Source organism: Chitinophaga ginsengisegetis, assembly GCF_900168065.1.
Classification (GTDB): domain Bacteria; phylum Bacteroidota; class Bacteroidia; order Chitinophagales; family Chitinophagaceae; genus Chitinophaga; species Chitinophaga ginsengisegetis.
Window position 1 is genome coordinate 1,072,387 of record NZ_FUZZ01000001.1, and the last position, 19,055, is coordinate 1,091,441.

At 48.1% G+C, this 19,055-nt stretch carries 17 protein-coding genes; 2 read left to right on the plus strand and 15 right to left on the minus strand.

All coding sequences use genetic code 11. The features are described 5' to 3' along the window. Nucleotides 1-9 precede the first annotated feature (9 nt). From nuoK to B5Z18_RS04150, 11 genes are all read right to left on the minus strand, one after another. Nucleotides 10-318, minus strand: coding sequence for an NADH-quinone oxidoreductase subunit NuoK (gene nuoK, locus B5Z18_RS04100; protein WP_079468113.1), 309 nt, complete (start codon nucleotides 316-318; stop codon nucleotides 10-12). Beyond that, nucleotides 315-845 (minus strand): NADH-quinone oxidoreductase subunit J, encoded by a 531-nt coding sequence (gene nuoJ / locus B5Z18_RS04105; RefSeq protein WP_079468114.1) that lies wholly within the window; start codon nucleotides 843-845, stop codon nucleotides 315-317. Before nuoJ ends, nuoK begins: the two co-directional genes overlap by 4 nt. After that, nucleotides 842-1,357, minus strand: coding sequence for an NADH-quinone oxidoreductase subunit NuoI (gene nuoI / locus B5Z18_RS04110; RefSeq protein WP_079468115.1), 516 nt, complete (start codon nucleotides 1,355-1,357; stop codon nucleotides 842-844). Before nuoI ends, nuoJ begins: the two co-directional genes overlap by 4 nt. Before the next feature lie 10 nt (nucleotides 1,358-1,367). Next, nucleotides 1,368-2,318: an NADH-quinone oxidoreductase subunit NuoH gene (nuoH, locus tag B5Z18_RS04115; RefSeq protein ID WP_079468116.1), complete on the minus strand. Its 951-nt coding sequence runs from the start codon at nucleotides 2,316-2,318 to the stop codon at nucleotides 1,368-1,370. Nucleotides 2,319-2,322: 4 nt separating this feature from the next. Next, the gene (gene nuoG / locus B5Z18_RS04120) at nucleotides 2,323-5,016 is read right to left on the minus strand and encodes an NADH-quinone oxidoreductase subunit NuoG (protein ID WP_079468117.1); all 2,694 of its coding nucleotides are present in this window, start codon (nucleotides 5,014-5,016) and stop codon (nucleotides 2,323-2,325) included. Next, nucleotides 4,994-6,277, minus strand: a complete 1,284-nt coding sequence (gene nuoF / locus B5Z18_RS04125; protein WP_079468118.1) for an NADH-quinone oxidoreductase subunit NuoF — start codon at nucleotides 6,275-6,277, stop codon at nucleotides 4,994-4,996. The genes nuoG and nuoF overlap by 23 nt, the downstream gene beginning before the upstream one ends. A 2-nt stretch (nucleotides 6,278-6,279) precedes the next feature. Next, nucleotides 6,280-6,744 (minus strand): NADH-quinone oxidoreductase subunit NuoE, encoded by a 465-nt coding sequence (gene nuoE / locus B5Z18_RS04130; RefSeq protein WP_079468119.1) that lies wholly within the window; start codon nucleotides 6,742-6,744, stop codon nucleotides 6,280-6,282. An 11-nt stretch (nucleotides 6,745-6,755) separates the two neighbouring features. Beyond that, complete coding sequence (nuoC, locus tag B5Z18_RS04135) at nucleotides 6,756-8,501, minus strand: NADH-quinone oxidoreductase subunit C/D (protein WP_079468120.1); 1,746 nt, start codon at nucleotides 8,499-8,501, stop codon at nucleotides 6,756-6,758. A gap of 92 nt (nucleotides 8,502-8,593) precedes the next feature. Further along, entirely contained in the window at nucleotides 8,594-9,232 is a 639-nt protein-coding gene (locus B5Z18_RS04140; protein ID WP_079468121.1) for an NADH-quinone oxidoreductase subunit B, read from the minus strand. Nucleotides 9,233-9,281: 49 nt separating this feature from the next. Further along, nucleotides 9,282-9,764 carry an NADH-quinone oxidoreductase subunit A gene (locus B5Z18_RS04145; protein WP_079468122.1) on the minus strand — a complete coding sequence of 161 codons (483 nt, stop codon included), beginning with the start codon at nucleotides 9,762-9,764 and terminating at the stop codon, nucleotides 9,282-9,284. Between the two features lie 252 nt (nucleotides 9,765-10,016). Next, nucleotides 10,017-10,460 carry a CBS domain-containing protein gene (locus tag B5Z18_RS04150; protein WP_079468123.1) on the minus strand — a complete coding sequence of 148 codons (444 nt, stop codon included), beginning with the start codon at nucleotides 10,458-10,460 and terminating at the stop codon, nucleotides 10,017-10,019. Between the two features lie 221 nt (nucleotides 10,461-10,681). Here B5Z18_RS04150 and B5Z18_RS04155 point away from each other — a divergent pair, with 221 nt between their 5' ends. After that, nucleotides 10,682-11,863 carry a sensor histidine kinase gene (locus B5Z18_RS04155; protein WP_079468124.1) on the plus strand — a complete coding sequence of 394 codons (1,182 nt, stop codon included), beginning with the start codon at nucleotides 10,682-10,684 and terminating at the stop codon, nucleotides 11,861-11,863. After that, on the plus strand, nucleotides 11,835-12,533 hold the full coding sequence (locus B5Z18_RS04160; RefSeq protein ID WP_079468125.1) for a response regulator transcription factor: 699 nt from the start codon (nucleotides 11,835-11,837) through the stop codon (nucleotides 12,531-12,533). Before B5Z18_RS04155 ends, B5Z18_RS04160 begins: the two co-directional genes overlap by 29 nt. Before the next feature lie 312 nt (nucleotides 12,534-12,845). Here the strand turns inward: B5Z18_RS04160 and B5Z18_RS04165 are convergent, their stop codons facing one another. From B5Z18_RS04165 to B5Z18_RS04180, 4 genes are all read right to left on the minus strand, one after another. After that, complete coding sequence (locus tag B5Z18_RS04165) at nucleotides 12,846-14,657, minus strand: glycoside hydrolase family 35 protein (protein WP_079468126.1); 1,812 nt, start codon at nucleotides 14,655-14,657, stop codon at nucleotides 12,846-12,848. Between the two features lie 181 nt (nucleotides 14,658-14,838). Further along, entirely contained in the window at nucleotides 14,839-16,536 is a 1,698-nt protein-coding gene (locus tag B5Z18_RS04170) for a GMC oxidoreductase (RefSeq protein ID WP_079468127.1), read from the minus strand. An 80-nt stretch (nucleotides 16,537-16,616) separates the two neighbouring features. After that, nucleotides 16,617-18,314, minus strand: coding sequence for a GMC oxidoreductase (locus B5Z18_RS04175; protein WP_079468128.1), 1,698 nt, complete (start codon nucleotides 18,312-18,314; stop codon nucleotides 16,617-16,619). A 30-nt stretch (nucleotides 18,315-18,344) separates the two neighbouring features. Beyond that, the gene (locus B5Z18_RS04180) at nucleotides 18,345-18,920 is read right to left on the minus strand and encodes a gluconate 2-dehydrogenase subunit 3 family protein (RefSeq protein WP_079468129.1); all 576 of its coding nucleotides are present in this window, start codon (nucleotides 18,918-18,920) and stop codon (nucleotides 18,345-18,347) included. Nucleotides 18,921-19,055: the final 135 nt, after the last annotated feature.

The window sequence follows — 19,055 nt, forward strand, 5'->3', positions numbered from 1 at the left end:
TTGAATATTTTATCCGTTCATTTTTGCTGCTTCGTCGCTGTCCAGTGTTTTGAGCTGATGATATAACTGTAAGATCAATGCCAGTCCTACCGATACTTCCGCTGCCGCCATCGCCAGTATGAAGATGAACATCACCTGTCCGTCGGCAGTACCCCAGTGGGAAGAAGCCACTACGAAAGCCAGTCCCGCGGCGTTCAGCATTATCTCCACCGACAACAACATAAAAATAATGTCGCGGCGAACCAGGATACTGATCAGCCCCAGCACAAATAAAACGCCGGCAAGCAGCATGCCCGCTGTGGTAGGATGTACTATCATGATTGATTATTTTCAAGGAACCGGTGCAATGTTTTCTCTTTCTGCCGCCCTAAATGATAAGCCCCTACAATGCCCGCCATCAGCAACATCCCGGTAAGTTCCACCGCCAGGATATAAGGGCCGAATAAAGCAATACCCACCTCTTTCGGATTCACCACCTGGACGCCGGATACCGGCTGACGGTTCTGCAATACCAGGAATACCAACTCTCCCAGCAGGATGATGCAAAGCAACGATGGAAAGATCCAGATGCGCGGCTTCAGCCATAGCTTTTCCTGCGCTGCCGACTCCTTCCCCAGGTTCAGCATCATCACAAAAAAAATCAGCAACACCATAATGGCGCCCGCATACACAATCACTTCCAGCGTCGCCATAAAAGGCGCGCCATAGAGATACAATACCACCGCCACCGCCAGTAAAGACACTACCAGATACAACAGGGCATGCATAATATTATACCGGGTGATCACCATTACGGTAGACAATACCGCAATTAACGCAGCAATATAAAATGCGGTCCCTATCATGGTATCAGGCTTTTAATATCTACCGGTGGTTCCTCCTGTTGCGCATCACCTTTATCTTTTCCACGAATGGCCATACCGGCTACATTGTAATAGTTATATCCGGGATACTTGCCCTCACTGTTGATGAGAAGATCTTCCTTTTCATATACCAGGTTCTGACGGTTATATTCCGCCATTTCAAAATCAGGGAGTAACTGTATCGCATAAGTAGGACAAGCCTCTTCACAAAAGCCACAGAAAATACAACGCGAGAAATTGATCCGGAAAAACTCGGGGTATCTTCTGCCGGAATCATCTTCTGTTGCCTGCAGGGAGATACAATCCACCGGGCAGGCCGCAGCACACAGGTAACAACCCACACATCGCTCACCTCCGTCCGGATCACGGGTTAACGCAATGCGGCCCCGCCAGCGGGCCGGCAACGGCGCCTTCTGTTCCGGGTACTGAAATGTTTCCCGCTTGTGGAACATATGCAGGAATATCAGCCACATACTTCTTACCAGACTAAACATGTTTTTCGTTTTAAGAATTTAACCACAGCTTAATGGCAGCTGTTACCATCAGGTTCAAAATCGACAAAGGAAACAATACCTTCCAGCCGTACTCCATCAGCTGATCATACCGCGGCCTCGGCATAGAAGCGCGGAACAGGATGAACAGCATAATAAAGGCAAACGTTTTTATCACAAACCATAATACCGGCGGCAGAAAAGCAGGACCAAGCCAGCCACCAAAATAGAGCGTTACCAGCATGCCGGAAATCAGCGTTACGCCCAGGTATTCACCAATGAAGAACATACCGAACTTCATCCCGGAATATTCAGAGTGGAAACCCGCTACCAGCTCACTTTCCGCCTCCGGAATATCAAAAGGCAAACGGTGTGTTTCTGCTACGCCCGCCACCAGGAAAATGAGGAAGCCTATAAACTGCGGAATGATAAACCATACTTTCCGCTGCGCCTCTACTATTTCAGCAAGATTAAAAGAGCCGCTCAATACCACTACGCCCATCAGCGCCAATCCCATAAACACTTCGTAGCTGATCATCTGCGAAGCCCCGCGCATAGCGCCCAGCAACGCATACTTATTATTGGAAGCCCAACCGCCCAACACCACGCTGTATACGCCCAGGGACGACATGGCCAGGAAAAACAACAACCCTATATTCAGGTCGGCCACCACAATGCCAGGTGCAAAGGGCATCACCACAAAGCTCATGAGCACACTCAACATCACCACGCCCGGGGCAAATACAAACACTACTTTATCGGCAAACGGCGGAATCCAGTCTTCCTTAAAAAACAACTTGATAGTATCCGCCAACACCACCAGCAGCCCGAAAGGACCTGCCCTGTTGGGTCCGTAGCGGTCCTGCCACAGTGCCAGCATACGGCGCTCCACCCAAATAAGACCCGCCGCCGTATTTAACAGTGCAAAAAGCACCCCGCCTATTATCCACCAAATGTTTATCATAGCATTATACTTTTATCAGTTGCGGCGCCTCTGAAATCTGCATGCCGGGAAGGCCTACAGGTATTCCGGCAACGCCTTCCTGTAATGTATCGTTAATGATCACCGGCAACGTATATTGATGCCCGTTATCCGTGAAATGCAGCAGGTATCCGGCGGTTACCTGCAACCGCTTTGCGTCTTCACTGTGCAGCATGATGTACGGGGCAGGAATGCGTTCTGCAATGCCCGGTGTATGCACGCTCAGTTCTTCCGATCCGAAAATATGATAGAGTGGTACCAGTAACAGGTGTTCTTTGAGTGGCAGAAAGGGTTCCGGCACCTCTGTATAGAACGGCGTTTGTCCGTTAGCGTGAGGTTCAATGAGCCGCTTGCCTGGGTTACCGTCGTGCAGCGGTCCGCCGGTTTCCACCTGGAATTTATTCACCGACTGTACCGAGTTCCATCCCGGCGCCCAGAAGAAAGGAATCATGGAAGAAGGTGGCTCTCCCCGGTAGCCTTCCATGGTAAAGGATAGCGCCGTATCCGGGTCCTGTGGCGGACGTGGCTCGCTTACATTTACATTGGCCTGCATGGCGGTGCGGCCGCTGAAGCGATGTGGCTCCCGTGGTACCTTCTGACCGGCAATACGAAAATCAGCATGCGGTGCAAGCTTATCTATCCCTTCAAATTTTTTGTATGCGTGTGCAATGTGACTTACCACATCATCAAGGTGTTGTAAACCAGAGAGGGTAGCATGACCATTTATATCGGCGATCTGTAACAGCCAGCGCCAGCTTTCCTGCACTGCGGAGTCGGGCGCAAATACCTGGAAGAAGCGCTGGGCGCGGCCTTCATTATTAACCAATGTACCATCCGATTCTGCAAACGTGCCGGCCGGTAAAATGATGGTTGCTTTTTCTGCGGTAGGATTATAAAGATGATCCAGCAGGATCACGTCTTTCACTTTTCCAAAAAACTTCTCTGCACGGTGCTGGTTCAGCCTGCGGTACAGGTCATTTTCCAAAATAATCGCGGTATCCACTTCGTTATTCAATGCACGGTCTACCGCCGAATCCAGGCGATGGCCGCCCAGCATTTCAAGCCCCACGCTGTTGCATTCCGGCACCGTGTAAGTAAGCATGGCATCAATACCCAGGTCCCGCAGCGCCCATGACACATTTGCAGCGGCTTTGATGATGGCTTCACTGCCACCGCCGTAGCCCGCAATGATAAGCGGGTTCTTAGCAGCTTTCAGCACGCCGGCTATTTCTTCAGCAATCGCTTTTCCCTGCTCCGACATTCCTTTTACTTCCGGCATTTTGCTGCTTAGCAGGTGGCTAACGCCAAAGCCTATACGGGCAATATTATCTGGCGCAGTATGATAGGCTCCTTTTGCCAGTTCATCCAGTTTTGTTTCCTGTACATTTAAAATATACAGGGGGCCTTTGCTATCCTGCACGGCTTCCCGCACCGCAGCATCCTGCCAGGCGGGCATGTGGATATGGTTGATCACATCTTCCACCGGGATGCGGCGTACCGCCTGCCGTACCGACAACGCCAGCATCGGCGCGGTATTGGTTACATCTTCTCCGAGGATCAGCACTACATCTGCTGCTGCCGCTTCCTGCAGGGAGGCGCTGCGCACCGGCCCCTGTTCCAGTATTTTAAGGGAAAGGGATACCAGGTCGTGATCTGCCGACGACACACCGAGGTAAAAGTTTTCTTCTCCTACCAGCTCCTTCAGTACAGCATTGGATTCCAGGGAAGCTCTCGGCGATCCGATGCCGATAGTCTTCCCTGGCTTCATCCGTTGATGTACATGTTGCAGCACCGGGATGCCATTGGCCTTATCTGCAGGGCCATGATGCACCATCGGCGTTTTGATCCGTTGTCCGCTGTTCACAAATTCGTAGCCATAGCGGCCACGGTCGCAAAGGAAATAACCGTTTACTGCGCCATTAAACCGGTTGGTGATCTGTCGCACGGCGCCATAACGCTCACCGGCGAGGATATTACAGCCCAGGCCACAGCCCTGGCATACCGAAGCAGCAGAGGTCAGATCCCATTTGCGGGTATAATGCTGCTTCAGTGTTTTATCCGTAAACACACCGGTAGGGCATATTTCGGCAAGATTGCCGCTAAACTCGCTTTCCAGCGTGCCCTCTTCCTGCCGGCCAAAATATACATGGTTATGCGCGGCAAAAACATCCAGGTCCTTACCACCGGCAAAGTCTTTGTAAAACCTCACACAACGGTAGCACTGGATGCAACGGTTCATTTCATGATTCAGGAATGGTCCGAGATATTGGTTGTTATAAGTTCTTTTGGTGAAATGATAATCGCGGTAAGAGTGGCCTGTCATCACCGTCATATCCTGCAAATGGCAGGAGCCGCCTTCATCGCACACGGCGCAGTCGTGCGGGTGATTGGTCATCAGCCAGCCGATCACATGCTCCCGGAAGTTGCGGGCATCGGTATCGTCAACGGATAAACGAAGCTGGTCTTTTACCGGCTCCATGCACGACATGATGATCCTGCCCTTCTTGTCTTCCTCATCCTTAAACACCTTAACGGCGCATTGACGGCAGGCGCCCACCGCACCCAGGGCTGGGTGCCAGCAAAAGTAAGGAAGGTTTAAACCCAGCGACAGGCAAGCTTCCAGCAGGTTCTTTCCCTCCTTTACCTCGTAGGGTTTATTATCGATGTGTATGATCGGCATATGGACATTTTTTTTCTTTGATGTGTTGTTCAAAATCCTCCCGGAAATATTTCAGTGCGCTTTGCAACGGCTCCATAGCGCCGGGCGCCAGCGCGCAGAAAGTATTACCGGGGCCTAACAGCTTCGTATGCATTTCCAGTTGCTCGAGGTCTGCATAAGTGCCCTGTCCCTGTTCCAGTGCGTATAGTATCTTCTCCGTCCAGGGCAGTCCTTCGCGGCAGGGCGTGCAGAAACCACACGACTCCTGTGCAAAGAAATGCTCCAGGTTATGGACAAATCCCACCGGGCAGGTGCGGTCGTCCAGTATCACCATAGTGCCGGTACCCAGGCGGCTTCCCGCAGCAGCTACTCCTGCGAAATCCATTTTTACATCGAGGTGAACATCAGTTAAGAAATCAGTGGAAGCGCCACCGGGCAATGCACCGCGAAAACGGTATCCTGCTTTCATGCCACCCGCATGTTCCTCCAGTAATTCCCGCATAGTAACGCCCATAGGTAGTTCCCAGGCACCGGGCTTGTTAACTTTTCCACTTACACCGTATATTTTCGTACCCCCGTCGGCGGTATAGCTCAATGATTTGAACCAGTCGCCCCCCTTACTGATAATATGCGGTATATAAGACAACGTTTCCACGTTGTTCACAATAGTAGGTTTGCCAAACAACCCGCTTACCTGTGGAAAGGGCGGTTTGGCGCGGGGTACAGCGCGTTTCCCTTCCAGCGAATTGAGCAGCGCGGTTTCTTCTCCGCACATATATCTGCCAACGCCTGTATGCAATTGCATCTCCAGGTTATAATTTTTACCGAGTATATTTTTACCGAGATAACCTGCGGCATAGGCATCTGCAATGGCCTGGTTCATGATTTGCGCGGCTTCTTTATAGGCCCAGCGCATAAACACAAAACCTTGTGTGGCCTGTATGGCATAAGCGGCAATGATCATTCCTTCCAGCAACTGGTGCGGATTACCTTCCAGTAACCAGCGGTCTTTGAAGGTGCCGGGTTCCATTTCATCGGCGTTACAGATCAGGTAACGCGGGCCGGTTGCTTCTGCCGGAACAAAACTCCATTTCATACCGGTGCTGAAACCTGCGCCGCCACGGCCTTTTAGATTGGCGTCTTTTACTTTGTCCGTCACTTCCGCAGGGGTGAGTTCCTGCAATACTTTGCGTAATGCGGCATAGCCGCCCACTGCTTCATACTCCTTCAGATGAAGAGGTGCTCCGGAAGCGGGTATATGTTGTGTGAGCGGTTTTTCCATCTTTATAAATATTGATCCAGTATTTGTGAAAGGGAAGCTGTTGTCAGATCCCTGTACAGGTCGTTGTCTATCATCATTGCCGGTGCATGGTCGCAGGTACCAAGACAAGCATTGGGCAGCAGCGTAAAGCGTTCATCGGGCGTGGTTTGTCCGTATTTGATCTGCAGCAGTTCCATCAGTTGTTGTTTGATCTCCGTATAGCCCATCACGTAGCAGCTGATGCTATCGCACAACAGGATCACGTGCCTGCCTACCGGCCGCCGGAAGATGAGGTTGTAGAAAGTAGCTACGCTGTCTACTTCCGCGGTGCTCATATCCAGTATAGCGGCAATGTCTGCCACGCTTTCATCAGATACCCAGCGGCGCTGTCCCTGTACAATTTTTAATGCTTCAATACAGGCCGCTTTTTTAACCGGCACCTGCTGCATTTCATGTGTGATCTGTTCTATTTCAATTGCAGAAAGCATATGTTGTTATATTATCTGTCAATATCTGCGAGTACGTAATCCATTCCTCCGAGTATCGATAACAGATCGGCCACGGTATATCCGCGGCTGATCAGCGGAATCATCTGCATGTGCGGGAAAGAAGGCGTTCGTACCCTGGTACGGTAAGAAGCGGTATTGCCATCGCTGATCAGGTAGTAGCTGTTCCATCCTTTGGTGGCCTCAGTGCAAACAGCAGCTTCCCCGGCGGGTATTACCGGTCCCCAGCTTACGTTGAGGAAGTGATGGATGAGGGTTTCGATGTCCTGCATGGTGCGTGCTTTTACCGGAGGGGTAGCCAGCGGGTGGTGCGACTTATAATCGCCGGACGGCATGTAGGCCACGCATTGTTCAATGATGCGGAGGCTCTGTCGCATTTCTTCCACCCGTACTACCGCGCGGTCGTAACAATCTCCGTTGTGTGCGACCGGGATCTCGAAAGCAAAATTCTCATAACCACTATATGGCCGCTTCTTGCGCATATCCCACTCCAGGCCGCAGGCCCGTAGTCCGGGGCCGGTTACGCCCCATTCAATGGCTTCTTCCAGTGTATAGATGCCGATACCTTTGGTACGGGCTTTAAAGAGATAGTTTTTCATCACCATGCTGTCGTACTCCTTCAGCTGTTTCGGGAAATAGCTGATAAAGTTTTTCACGAGCGGTTCCCAGCCGTTGGGCAGGTCCTGGGCTACGCCGCCAATACGGAACCAGTTGGGATGCATGCGGCCGCCGCAAATGGCTTCTATAATTTCGAACACGCGTTCACGGTCGGTGAACATATAGAATACGGGCGACAGCTGCCCGAGGTCCTGGGCAAAGGTGCCATACCACACCAGGTGGCTGGCAATACGGAACAATTCGCAGAGCATAATGCGGATCACCTGTGCGCGGAGCGGTACATCTATGCCGCCCAGCTGCTCCACCGATAAGAGGTAGGCCAGGTTATTATTCACGCCGCCGAGATAATCGATACGGTCAGTGTAAGGAATATACGTGTGCCAGGATTGCCGCTCTCCCATCTTTTCCGCGCCGCGGTGATGGAACCCGATATCGGGTACGGCGTCTACAATATCTTCGCCGTTGAGCTGGAGGATGATGCGCAAAACACCGTGGGTACCCGGATGTTGCGGACCGATGTTGAGGAACATAAAGTCGGCGTCCTCGCTATGGCTTTTTAAGCCCCATTCTTCGGGTTTAAACCGCAGGGCCTCCTGCTCCCTGTCCTGCTTCTCGTCATAGAGCTTAAACGGCCCCATTTCAGTTGCGCGTGCGGGGTGCTCCTTCCGGAGCGGGTGCCCTTCCCAGGTGGAAGGCATGAGGATGCGTTTCAGCAAGGGGTGACCATTGAACCGGATGCCGAACATGTCGTACACTTCGCGTTCATACCAGTTGGCTGCCGTCCAGATGGGGGTGATACTTTCCAGCGTTGGGTATTCGCCGTGGAGACCGGCCTTTATTCGCAGGAATTCGTTTCTGTCGAAGGAAAAAAGTGTGTAAACAACGGTAAAGTCATAGGGTTTGTGCCCGTTCTGTTGCCGTTTATACGCACGCTCGTCAATGGCCGTGAGGTCATAGAGCATGCGATAAGGCATTTGTATTTCAGATTTAAGAAACTGTAGTACGGCCACAATATGCTCCTGTGGCGTCCAGAAGGTGGGCGTCCCATCCCGTGTAACCTGAGGTTCGAAGGTGATATCACCAAAACGGGAGCTTAATTCCGCTGCAATGCGCTCTGGCATGGCGTATTAAGTTTAGATGGGGTAAGATAAATACTGTGGTCCTTTTCCGGTTTAATTTTTCATATATCCGTTAATGTTAGTAAGTATTGTTATTAAATTTCATCGGGTGTTTTAAACTTTGTCATTTGTTGCCGTTTCTCCCGCAGGGTATCTTTCATGGAGATTTTTTCCGGCCGGATTACGCCCTGTTCACCGATCACCCAGCTGAGGGGGCGTTTCTCTTTACCTACGCTGTCGCGCAGCATAACGAGGCCCGACATGAATGCGTCCGGGCGCGGGGGGCAACCGGGTACATAGACATCTACAGGTAGAAATTTATCTACTCCCTGTACTACGCTGTAGATGTCGTACATACCGCCGGAATTGGCACAGGAGCCCATGGATATTACCCAGCGGGGCTCCATCATCTGCTCATACAAACGTTGAATGACGGGCGCCATTTTTATAAATACGGTGCCTGCGATGATCATGACATCAGCTTCGCGGGGAGTACCTCTGATTACTTCCGCGCCAAACCGGGCCATATCATACTTAGGGGTCATAGCGGTAGCCATTTCTACAAAACAACAGGAAAGGCCGAAATGGAAGGGCCATAGCGAATTTTTCCGTCCCCATGCCAGCAGGCTTTCTACGGAAGTGAGCATTACACTTTGCTGTATCACTTCTTCCATAGAAGTATTGCCGGATATCTTACCCGTTACATCATTTGCGTTGGTCAGCCACCATTTCATATAAAAGTTGATTTACCTATGCATGATTCATAAAATCAACATGCTGTTGCTACGTCAGTGCCTGTGGTGTTGGAGTCTTAATGTCCGTGTAACCGTTAACGTGAGTGGAAGTTTTCTTCCGCATTTTTTTATACGCGCGTAAAATCTTTTTCCCATCGGGCCCGAAGTCCAATGCGCCGTTACGCCATTCGTAAATAAGTACAGCCAGTAATATGAAGATAAAAACAGAAACGCCGAGGAAGCCGGTCCAGCCTACTTCTTCGTAGGCAATTGCCCAGGATATAATTAATACCGTTTCAATGTCGAAAATAACGAAGAGCATCGCTACCAGGTAGAACTGGGAAGGGAACCGTAGTCGTGCAGAGCCGGTGGAGATGATGCCGGACTCATAAGCCTCACCGGTGGCGCGGTCTTTATGCCGCTGCCCCAGTACATAAGAGAGCCCCAGTATGATACTGATGAGTATCACCACAATAGCTCCATATGCTAAAAATGGCCAGATGGGAGTGATGTCAGAAACAGCGCTTTTCAAAGTGTTCGCCCTCCGAGCGATTTACTTAAAAGTCCGTTATGCCTGTCTATCAGATAAAACCAGTAGTATGCTTTCCAATCTACTGAACATGTCTATTATTGGTAATGCTAGTCTGTAAACCGCCAAATCAAGAGGGAAGACCGGATACGGACCCGGTTTCATAACGTTTCAAATGCTGCTATACGGTAAAGACTATATGAAACTGAAGTTACAAAAAATACAACGATTAAACAAAAGATTAAAATGCGATACTCAGGTATGTGTACCCGTAATATAACATTCAAGACTGGTGATAATGTGCTGCTGGTCGTCAATAATAAATTTCACCACGTCACCAATAGATATCAAACCCATCAGCCTGTTCTGCTGGTCAACTACCGGCAGGTGACGGATCCTTTTATCTGTCATCAATCCCATACAGTCCTCAATGGAATCATCCTCAGTAACCGTGATAGGACGCTCTGTCATGATTTCCCGGATCAAAGTTTCCTTTGAAGCACGCCCCTTCAGGATCACCCGGCGGGCATAATCACGTTCGGAAAAAATTCCCATGAAATGTTCATCTTCATCAACTACTGTCAATGCGCCGACGTTGTGATCTACAAGGAGTTGGAGCGCTTCAAAAACAGTGTTGTCGGGATTTATGGAGTATACTGCATGACCCTTTACCTGCAGGATATTACGTACCTTTCCCATGGCAAGACTTTTAGAAGAGTAAATAAATGAAAAACCACCATTTCTAAGTTACCAATTTTCATTGTTAAAAGCAAGGCAGTGAAAATAAATCGTTTGTGTAAATAGTACACAAAGGCAGATCAATAGTTGCTAAAACGTAAAAGCAACTTTATCGCATTTCTTTTCTTAATGATTGTTAAAAAAACACGAAAATAAATAGGTAGGCATTTATATTTGTTGGTATGAAAAGTTACCTCGAAATTATTCGCCTGTGGATAATCCTTCCCTCCATTATAGTTGTTTGCCTCCTGGCAAATTGGATATACCAGACATATCGATCTGAAAAAACGATCTTCAGATCCTATGCTACAAAAATACTGGAGCAGGTTTATGAGACAATGGCGAAAGATGCAACAGATCTCAATGTCTATACCCTTCAGGAACAGTATCGTCAAAGACTAGAGGAAGAATGCATCTTCACGCCTTTTCAACTCTATGCAGACACCTCAATATACCGTGTTAAAAATGACCCTCGCTTATTAAGGATCATCCCTCCGGTCAACAATACAGGCAAAATAAGCGGTGTTATTTTTGGGAAAGAGACAGGTTACGGATTCGACTATACATCGTTTTCCATTGCCATCTCCGTTGTGATCATGATGCACATAATCCGCTGGGGGCGGGAATCCTGGTGCAATCTGAACCGAGAGAAAAAACTGGAGCAACTGAAACAAAACTTTATTACGGACATTACCCATGAGCTAAATACTCCCCTATCTGTATTACATGCCACCAATGAAGCCCTGCTTACCTACAAAGGCATGAACAATCCCGAAATGACAGAACGCTACCTGAAACATAATAAGAAGGAACTGGATAACCTTCAGGAGCTCATTCTGCGCATCATTAACATTGTAAGACTGGAAGAACAGGAACGTGATATAAAGATAGCACCTCTATTTCCGGAGGAAATCCTTGACAACATCAAACAGCGCTTCTCTTACAAATCACAAGCTATCATCACAATAGACATACTGTCGCCAGAACCGGTAATAGAAACAGATCAACATGACTTTGAAACTATCTTAAATCATCTGTTGGATAACGCTCTCAAATACAACCATCATCCCGTTCCCGAAATCAGGATAACGGTTAAAGCTAACCCCACCGGCATCATCCTTACAATTGCCGATAATGGCGATGGTATCCATGAAAAAGATCTTCCTTTTATCTTTGACAAGTTCTATAGGGTTCATCAGGGGGACAGACACGATGTAAAAGGATTCGGCATAGGTCTAAGTCATGTAAAACTATTAATACAAAAACTTAACGCACAGATCCATGTACAAAGCACTCCCGGTAACGGCACCCAATTCACGCTTCAATTCCCTTATTATGCAAAAAATAAAACTACTGCTGGTTGAAGATGAACCGATATTGGCAAGCGTTGTCAAAGAAACCCTCGAACATAATGGGTTCGATATTGTACACGCCGCTGATGGACGGCAGGGATGGGAAAAATATCTCTCCCATCAACCACATGCCTGTCTAATCGATATCATGATGCCAGAAAAAGATGGTTTCTCACTGGTAAAGGACATACGTGACGTTGACGAAAAAACACCGATTATCTTTCTTACGGGAAAGCTTGGAAACGCCGACGTGATACGTGGCCTGGAATACGCTGACGATTATATAAAAAAACCATTCAGCCTGGAAGAACTGATGCTCCGTATAAAAAACCTTCTCAAACGTTCTCTTCCTCTCGTTCCACAAAGAAACATACCCGGTATATTTTCTCTAGGAAAATATATTTTCGACTATAACAGACAGGAACTAAAGCATCCTAAAGACAATCAAAGTCTTTCTCTAAGAGAAGCAGATATGCTACGCATGTTTTCAGAAAATGCGAATAAAACTACTTCTCGTAAAATAATGCTGGAGAAACTCTGGGGAGATGATAATATTGATAATTCCCGTAATATGGACGTTTATATCAGTAAGCTCCGGAAATATCTTCTGTATGACACTACGGTGCGACTTATTAATGTAAGAGGACTAGGATACAGGCTTGTTTGCAACGAGCCACTTTAACACTCTTTCACAAAATACTAAGATTCATTAACGCCAAGGGATACACGTAGTGTTTAGCTTTGTACGAAAATAAACAGTTATGAAAAAAAACACGCTCACTACTGGTATGTTTATGTTATGTGGCATTACTTTGATGCAGAATAAAGTACAGGAAAAAGTACCTTGTAAAATTATTATTACAATTTATCACCATCCGCGGTCAGCTCCTGTCAACGCACACACTGGAACAACAGCCTCAAGCAACTGCGGGGAAACAGCAAATAGTCTGACTATTTACTATCTCCCCGCAAATCCTTAATAAATATTTACTAATTACAAACTCACCACTCCCTTCACCGGTGCAGCCGTTTCCTGGTGCAAATCAAACACCACAATTTCATTGGCGCCTTTCTTCAGCCACGGAGCAGGACAGTACAGGTTCTTCTGCGGTCCTATTTCCCAGTAGCGGCCAAGATTGTGACCGTTTACCCAAACAATTCCTTTCTTATATCCCGACATATCGATGTAAGTATCACCGGTTTTATCAAGGTTAAAAGTGGCTTTAAAAAACTGACCTGGTTTAGCAGCATTATTGGAAGAAGCACTCAACTCCTCTACAAACTTTTCCGTCATTGGCAGGCTGTATACTTCCCAGTTCATCAGCGTCATACCGTTAAGTACTACACGATCCGTGATTCCTTTACGGTCAATCAGCGCTTCTGCAAAGTTGATGCGGCCCATTCCCTCTACCAGGATTTCCAGTACAGGATTCTTTACATCACTCACCGGCAGATCAATTGTTTTTTCACCAAGCCGGCGGTCAATTTTACCGATATACTTGCCATTCAGAAACACGGTAGCATAGTCATGCAAATCCTTTACACTCAGCTTGCCGCTCTTATGCCCTATCAGCGTGGTTTTATACACCATAAAACCATAGTCCTGTCCGTATGCTTCAAACGGCTTCGGTTGCGGGGATTTAACCGGTTGCGGCAAATGATCCCATACAGAAGTAAAGGGTGTAAGATTAAATTCAGGAATTGTAATTGCCGGAATTGGTTTTGGTATGGCTGGTAATTTTTTGCCCTTCGGGAGATAGGAACCGATCAGCTTACGCAGCGCTTCGTATTTAGGCGTCGCATTTCCCTGCTCATTGATAGGCGCATCGTAGTCGTAACTGGTTACATCAGGTTCGTAACCCTTTCCGCCGGAGTTAGCGCCGGCAGTATAACCGAAGTTGGTGCCGCCATGAATTACATACAGGTTGAAAGAACGTTTGGTGTCCATGAGGAACTTCACTTCTTTGGCAATGCCATCTATGCCCGGCCGTTGCCATTGTTCGCCCCAGTGGGTTAACCAACCCGGATAGGATTCACTGCTGAAGGCAGGTACATCGGGATTCTGTTTTTTGGCAGCGGCAAAATCCGCTTCCGATCCGCCGGAGTCCAGTCCGATGGCAGCGCCTTCCACGCCTCCTGCTTCCAGCATATAGGCAGTGGCGCCGTCGGCCGTGTAGAATGGAACATTGATGCCATTCTTTACCCACATATCTTTCAGCGTATTTAAATATTCTTTGTCGTTACCGTAGCTGCCATATTCATTTTCAATCTGCACCATTACTACCGGTCCGCCGTTGGTTACCAGCAATGGCTTTACTTCTGCGGCCAAACGATCTACGTAGGTGGTTACTGCTGCTATATAACGCGGATCCATGCAACGCACTTTTATATCCGGTGTTTGCAGAAGATAAGGAGGTAAACCGCCAAACTCCCATTCCGCACATACATAAGGACCGGGGCGCAGTAATACCCACATGCCTTCTTCCTGCGCTATTTTAATAAATCCGGCAATGTTGTGATTACCGGTACTGAAATCAAACTGCCCTTTCACAGTTTCATGATAGTTCCAGAAAACATATGCCGCAATGGTATTACAACCCATTGCCTTCGCCATCTGAATGCGGTGACGCCAGTATTCATGCGGTATACGGGCCGGGTGCATCTCTCCGCTGATCATCTGGAAGGGTTTACCATCCAGCATAAAATCAGTTTTACTTAATGCAAAAGAATGTTTGTTTTGCGCCTGCACTGCCTGCCCCATCCAACAGGATAGCGCCAGCATGCCGCTTAGGATTACTTTCTTCATTGTTCAAATAAGTTGCAGATAAGCGTACAAAATACGCCAAAAATCTTTGATTCTAAAGATTTTTATAGGAGGCTTAACGGATACTTCCGGGGGATTGTTCAGGGAGATAACAATGATCGTTGCAGTATACCTGCTAAAAAGCAAAAGGGAAACCGGTAAGCTGGTTCCCCTTTTGCGAAAATTAAATATTTCCTTTCTTCAGTTCTTTAACAGCATAATCACATGCCCGCGCGGTAAGCGCCATATAAGTGATAGAAGGATTCACACAGGAGGAAGACGTCATACAGGCGCCATCTGTTACAAATACATTTTTAGCAGCGTGTACCTGGTTAAAACCATTCAGCACCGACGTTTTAGGATCTTTACCCATGCGGGCCGTTCCCATTTCGTGAATGCAATGTCCCGGAGGAGGCGCACTGTCGTAGCCATGTACATTTTTCAGTCCTGCTGCTTCCAGCATTTCTATCGCACTGGCCTGCATATCCTTGCGCATGGCCATTTCATTCTCTTTAAATTCACAGTCGATATCAAGAGTAGGCAGTCCGTATTTATCTTTCTTATTTTTATTCAGCACTACCTTATTTTCAAAATAAGGCAGGTGTTCGCCCCAGGAACCGATGCCCATATTCCATTTACCGGGTTCGCCCTGGGCTTCTTTCAGCTGAACGCCAATGCCATCCATGCTGATACCACGGCCTCTTTGTGCGCCGCCCTGGTAGCCAAATCCACGCACATAATCTTTTTGCAGGGTGTTGGCATTGGTGTTACGGAAACGCGGAATATAAATACCGTTTGGTCTGCGACCGCTGCTGTAGTATTGGTCTTCAAAACCATCAAACTCTCCACCGGCGCCTACACCATAATGGTGATCCATGAGGTTGTGCCCCAGTTGTCCGCTGTCGTTGCCAAATCCGTTAGGGAAACGTTCAGAAACTGAGTTGAGCATGATCCAGCTGGTACCCAGCGTGGAGCCGTTCAGGAAAATAATATCAGCGTAGTATTCTACTGTTTGCAGGGTATGGGAATCCATCACCCTTACGCCGGTAGCTTTACTTTTATCTTTGTCATATAATACTTCCAGTACAATAGAATCCGGGCGAAGGGTCATATTACCTGTTTTGGCGGCTGCCGGCAGGGTAACGCCGTTGCTGCTGAAGTAACCGGTAAACGGACAGCCACGGGCGCACAGGTTACGGAACTGGCACGGACCACGGTCCTTTAATCCTTTGGTGAGATGCGCTGCACGGCCAATGGTGAGGATACGGTCGTTATACTTTTCCTTGATGCGCGCAGCAACGTGCTTCTCGAGGCAGTTCATTTCCATTGGCGGCAGGAAAACGCCGTCGGGCAATTGGGGTAACCCTTCCGCCTGACCGCTTACGCCGATATATTCTTCTACATATTTATACCACGGGGCAATGTCTTTATAGCGGATAGGCCAGTCTACACCATGACCGTCTTTTGCATTGGCTTCAAAGTCAAGGTCGCTCCAGCGATACACCTGGCGGCCCCACATGAGGGAGCGGCCACCAACATGGTATCCCCGCAGCCAGTTGAAGGGCTTTATTTCGTTGTAAGGATTCTCTTTATCATTTACCCAGAATTGCTGCGTGGCTTCATCAAAAGCGTAACACTGGCTCTGGATGGGATGATTCTCCCGCATTTCATTGGTGGTGTGAAGATGGTGCGCAAATTCCCACGGCGCTTTCATAGCGGTGGTGTAGTCTTTAACGTGTTCTACATTACGCCCTCTTTCCAATACCAGCGTTTTCAATCCTTTTTCACTCAGCTCTTTGGCTGCCCATCCGCCGCTGATACCGGAACCTACTACGATGGCATCATACGTATTTTCCTTCTCTGCCTTGATATTAAGATTCATATCGTTGTGTTTAACGCGACAAGCGGCCAGGGATCAGCTTTCCCAAAAGCTATCCCTGACCGCTACGCACTTATCATTTTTTAAATATTGCCTTTCTTCAGTTCCTTCACGGCATAGTCTACTGCGCGGGCAGTTAACGCCATATACGTGAGAGAAGGGTTTACGCAGGAAGCGGAGGTCATGGATGCGCCATCTGTTACAAATACATTCTTCACAGCATGCATCTGGTTAAAGCCGTTGAGCACCGATGTTTTAGGATCGCGGCCCATACGTGCGGTACCCATTTCATGAATGGCCATACCCGGATAAGATCCGTTGTCGTATGTTTTCACGTTTTTAATACCTGCGGCTTCCAGCATTTCTGCGGCGTCATTCATCATGTCCACACGCATTTTCTTTTCGTTCTCCTTGAACTCTGCATCAAATTTCAACACAGGCTGGCCCCATGCATCTTTCACAGAGGTATCCAGGGTTACCTGGTTGGATTCATAAGGCAAACATTCACCGAAGCCACCTAAACCGATGCTCCATTGACCCGGTTCGGTGAGCATTTCCTTGAAGTCTTTACCCACACCCATTTCAGCAATACCGCGGCTCCAGCCTGAGCGGCTGGCGCCACCCTGGTAACCAAATCCACGGATATAATCACGTTTATCGCTACCGATGTTGCGGTAACGGGGAACATAGATCCCGTTAGCACGGCGGCCGAAATAGTATTTATCGTCGTATCCTTCTGCAGTACCGCCGGCGCCTGTACGGAAATGGTGATCCATCAGGTATTTGCCCAGTACGCCGCTGTCGTTACCCAACCCATTCGGGAAGCGGGAGGAAATAGAGTTCATCATTACAAAGGTAGAACCCAGGGTAGAACCATTGATGAAGATGATCTTCGCATAGTATTCCACCATTTGCTTCGTGTGCTTGTCAATCACCTTTACGCCCGTTGCCTTGCCTTGCTTTTCATCATAGATGATGGAATTTACAATGGAGTCCGGACGAAGCGTGAGGTTACCGGTAGCTCTTGCTGCCGGCAGTGTGGAGGACTGCGTGCTGAAATAAGCGCCAAACGGACATCCACGGCTGCAAAGGTTACGGTACTGGCATTTCTCACGGCCGGGAAGCGGCTGCGTAATGTTGGCTACACGCCCCATGGTAATATTACGGCCTTTGAACTTTCCTTCCACGCTGGCCTTTAAATCTTTTTCCACGCAGTTCATTTCCATGGCCGGCATAAACTGGCCATCAGGCAGCTGCGGAAGCCCTTCACGGGTACCGCTGATACCGGCAAATTTCTCTACATAATCGTACCAGGGAGCAATGTCTTTATAACGGATAGGCCAGTCTACGGCAATGCCGTCTTTCAGGTTGGCTTCAAAATCAATATCGCTCAGGCGGTACGACTGACGGCCCCACATAATGGATTTACCACCCACAATATCCGGGCGGTACCAGTCGAAACGCTTTACTTCATTATACGGACTTTCGGAATCGTTGATCCAGTATTTTTCGTTGTGTTCACTGTAGGGATAGTCGCGGCTCAGTTTAGGATGTGTTTCGCGCTGATCTACGGTGATACGGCCGCGGTGTTTAAACTCCCACGGATCTTTGGTAGCGGTTTCATAGTCTTTCACATGCTCCAGTGGTTTACCACGATCCAGCATGAGTACTTTTAAGCCTTTTTCTGTCAGCTCTTTGGCTGCCCATCCACCACTCACACCTGAGCCAATTACGATGGCATCATAAGTATTTTCAGCCTGTGCTTTTATATTCAGGTTCATTTAATTTGGATTTAGAAAGTAAAAAGAAGATTATATCGCCCAGGCCTTCTCTCCTTTGGTGTAAGGAGTGCAACCTTCGTACTTACCGGGAACGGCTACATAGCGCAGTGCTTTGGTGGCACCCGGTTCGGAAGTGAAATAACCCAGCAGGGTTAATTCTTTCAGGTACTGGAAATAATGGGTAGGATCCCCTTCTTTTTTATCTTTACGCTTGTTGTACTCTACGCGCTCTTTTTCAATCCCTGTCAGGAGTTCGGTACGTTGTTCCGGAGTAATATCCATGAAGCCTTTTTTGAATTGCTTCTCACTTGCCTCATTAATTTTTAATAACCCATCGAGGAACACCTGCTGATCTTCTTTCTTGTAGCAATCGTTCATCATCACAATGATAAAGTCTTCTACTTTGGCATCTTTTGCACCAGGAGTACTGGTTTTGGGTATGATGGTTTCCGCTATCTCCGCTAATAAAGCTTTGGTTTCCGGCTTTTGAAGATCGTATTTCTTAGGAGCGGAACCTGTACAGCTTTCTAAAGCTGATAACGTGGAAGCGGAAATGGCGGTGCCCAACAAAATCGCCACATTCCTTATTGCGTCTCTTCTGTGCATAAATAGTAAGTTGATTTGACCTTCGAACAAGTTGGAAAAAATTCTTCTAAAAACCAAATAAAGAGGGGTGAAATATGCATGAGCAGTTAAAAAACAGGAAGAAGTAAAAAAAGAAGATGGGTAGATGTAAGTCTG